A 2708-nucleotide genomic window follows, 5' to 3' on the forward strand; every position below is an offset into this window, starting at 1 on the left:
CTGACGGGCGTGGTGGATGGCTTTGGTCGGACGATGACTTTCCACCGGGTGGCAGAGGGTGACGTGGCGGGTGCGGTGACGGGGGTGACGGACGGCGCGGGCCGCTGTTTTCACCTGGCGCTGAGCACGCAGGCGCAGCGGGCGGAAGCCTTCCGTAAACAGCGCGCCTCTTCTTTATCTTCTCCAGCCGGTCCCCGTTCTGTTTCCTCTTCTCAGGTTTTCCCCGACACGCTGCCCGCCGGTACAGAATACGGTGCCGATAACGGTATCCGGCTGGAGGCGGTGTGGCTGACACACGACCCGGCATACCCGGATGAACAGCCGACTGCGCCGCTGGCGCGCTACACGTACACGGCCAGCGGTGAGTTGCTGGCGGTGTATGACCGCAGCGGGACGCAGGTGCGCGGGTTTACTTATGATGCGGAGCACGCCGGGCGGATGGTGGCGCACCATTATGCGGGGAGGCCGGAGAGCCGCTACCGGTATGATGATACCGGGCGGGTGACGGAGCAGGTCAACCCGGAGGGACTGGACTACCGCTTTGAGTACGGGCAGGACCGTGTGACCATCACGGACAGCCTGAACAGGCGGGAGGTGCTGTACACGGAGGGCGAGGGTGGCCTGAAGCGTGTGGTGAAGAAGGAGCATGCGGACGGGAGCATCACCCGCAGCGGGTATGATGAGGCGGGGAGGCTGAAGGCGCAGACGGATGCGGCGGGACGGCGGACGGAGTACCGGATACATATGGCGTCGGGCGCGGTGACGGCGGTGACGGGGCCGGACGGCAGGACGGTGCGGTATGGCTACAACAGCCAGCGGCAGGTGACGTCAGTGACGTACCCGGACGGGCTTCGCAGCAGCCGGGAGTATGATGAGAAGGGAAGGCTGGCGGCGGAGACCTCGCGCAGCGGTGAGACGACGCGGTACAGCTATGATGACCCGGCGAGTGAGCTGCCGACAGGGATACAGGATGCGACGGGCAGTACAAAACAGATGGCATGGAGCCGCTACGGTCAACTGCTGGCCTTCACGGACTGCTCGGGGTACACGACACGGTATGAGTACGACCGGTACGGTCAGAGGACGGCGGTTCACCGGGAAGAAGGCATCAGCACTTACAGCAGTTATAACCCGCGTGGTCAACTGGTCAGTCAGAAGGATGTGCAGGGGCGTGAAACCCGTTATGAGTACAGCGCCGCAGGCGACCTCACCGCTATCATTGCCCCGAACGGCAGCCGCAGTGAGACACAGTATGATGCGTGGGGTAAAGCTATCAGCACCACGCAGGGCGGTCTGACGCGCAGCATGGGGTATGACGCCGCCGGGCGCATCACCACGCTGACCAACGAGAACGGCAGCCAGTCCACGTTCCTGTATGACCCGGTGGACAGGCTGACGGAGCAGCGTGGCTTTGACGGACGGACACAGCGTTACCGGTACAGCGCCACAGGGCAGCTTGTCCGCAGTGAAGACGAGGGACTTATCACCCTCTGGCACTACGATGCGTCGGACCGCATCACGCACCGGACGGTGAACGGCGAAGCGGCAGAGCAGTGGCAGTATGATGACCACGGATGGTTAGCCACCCTCAGCCATACCAGTGAAGGCCACCGTGTGGCGGTCCACTACGGCTATGACGATAAAGGCCGCCTGACGGGCGAACGGCAGACGGTGGAGAACCCGGAGACGGGGGAGATGCTGTGGGAGCATGAGACGGGGCACGCGTACAGCGAACAGGGGCTGGCGACCCGTCAGGAGCCGGACGGTCTGCCGCCGGTGGAGTGGCTGACGTATGGCAGCGGTTATCTTGCGGGGATGAAGCTGGGCGGAACGCCGCTGGTCGAGTACACGCGGGACAGGCTGCACCGTGAGACGGTGCGCAGCTTCGGCAGCATGGCAGGCAGTAATGCCGCATATGAACTGACCAGCACATACACCCTCACAGGCCAGCTCCGGAGCAGGCACCTGAACCTTCCGCAGCTTGACCGTGAGTATACGTGGAATGATAACGGGCAACTGGTGCGTATCAGCGGCCCGCAGGAGAGCCGGGCGTACCGTTACAGCGACACGGGAAGGCTGACGGGCGTCCACACCACGGCAGCGAACCTGGATATCGATATCCCGTATGCAACAGACCCGGCAGGAAACCGGCTGCCGGACCCGGAACTGCACCCGGACAGCACCTTCACGGCGTGGCCGGATAACCGCATCGCGGAAGATGCGCACTATGTCTACCGCCACGATGAGTACGGCAGGCTGGCGGAGAAGACGGACCGTATCCCGGAAGGGGTGATACGGATGCACGACGAGCGCACCCACCACTACCATTACGACAGCCAGCACCGTCTGGTGTTCTACACGTGGATACAGCATGGTGAGCCGCAGGTGGAGAGCCGCTACCTGTATGACCCGCTGGGCCGCAGGACGGGAAAACGGGTGTGGCGACGGGAGCGTGACCTGACGGGGTGGATGTCGCTGTCGCGTAAACCGGAGGTGACCTGGTACGGGTGGGACGGCGACAGGCTGACGACGGTACAGACCGGCACCACGCGTATCCAGACGGTATACGAGCCGGGGAGCTTTACGCCGCTCCTGAGAATCGAAACAGAGAATGGCGAACAGGCGAAGGCGCGGCACCGTAGCCTGGCGGAGGTGTTGCAGGAGGACACGGGTGTGACGCTCCCGGCGGAGCTGGCGGTGATGCTGGG

1 pseudogene is annotated in these 2708 nt (G+C 64.0%); it reads left to right on the top strand.

Going from position 1 to position 2708, the window contains the following annotated elements:
- Window positions 1-2708: pseudogene (locus tag BEB54_RS27855) on the top strand (hypothetical protein); the annotation flags it as partial.

It is taken from the genome of Escherichia sp. MOD1-EC6021 (assembly GCF_002965245.1).
GTDB lineage: Bacteria > Pseudomonadota > Gammaproteobacteria > Enterobacterales > Enterobacteriaceae > Escherichia > Escherichia coli_F.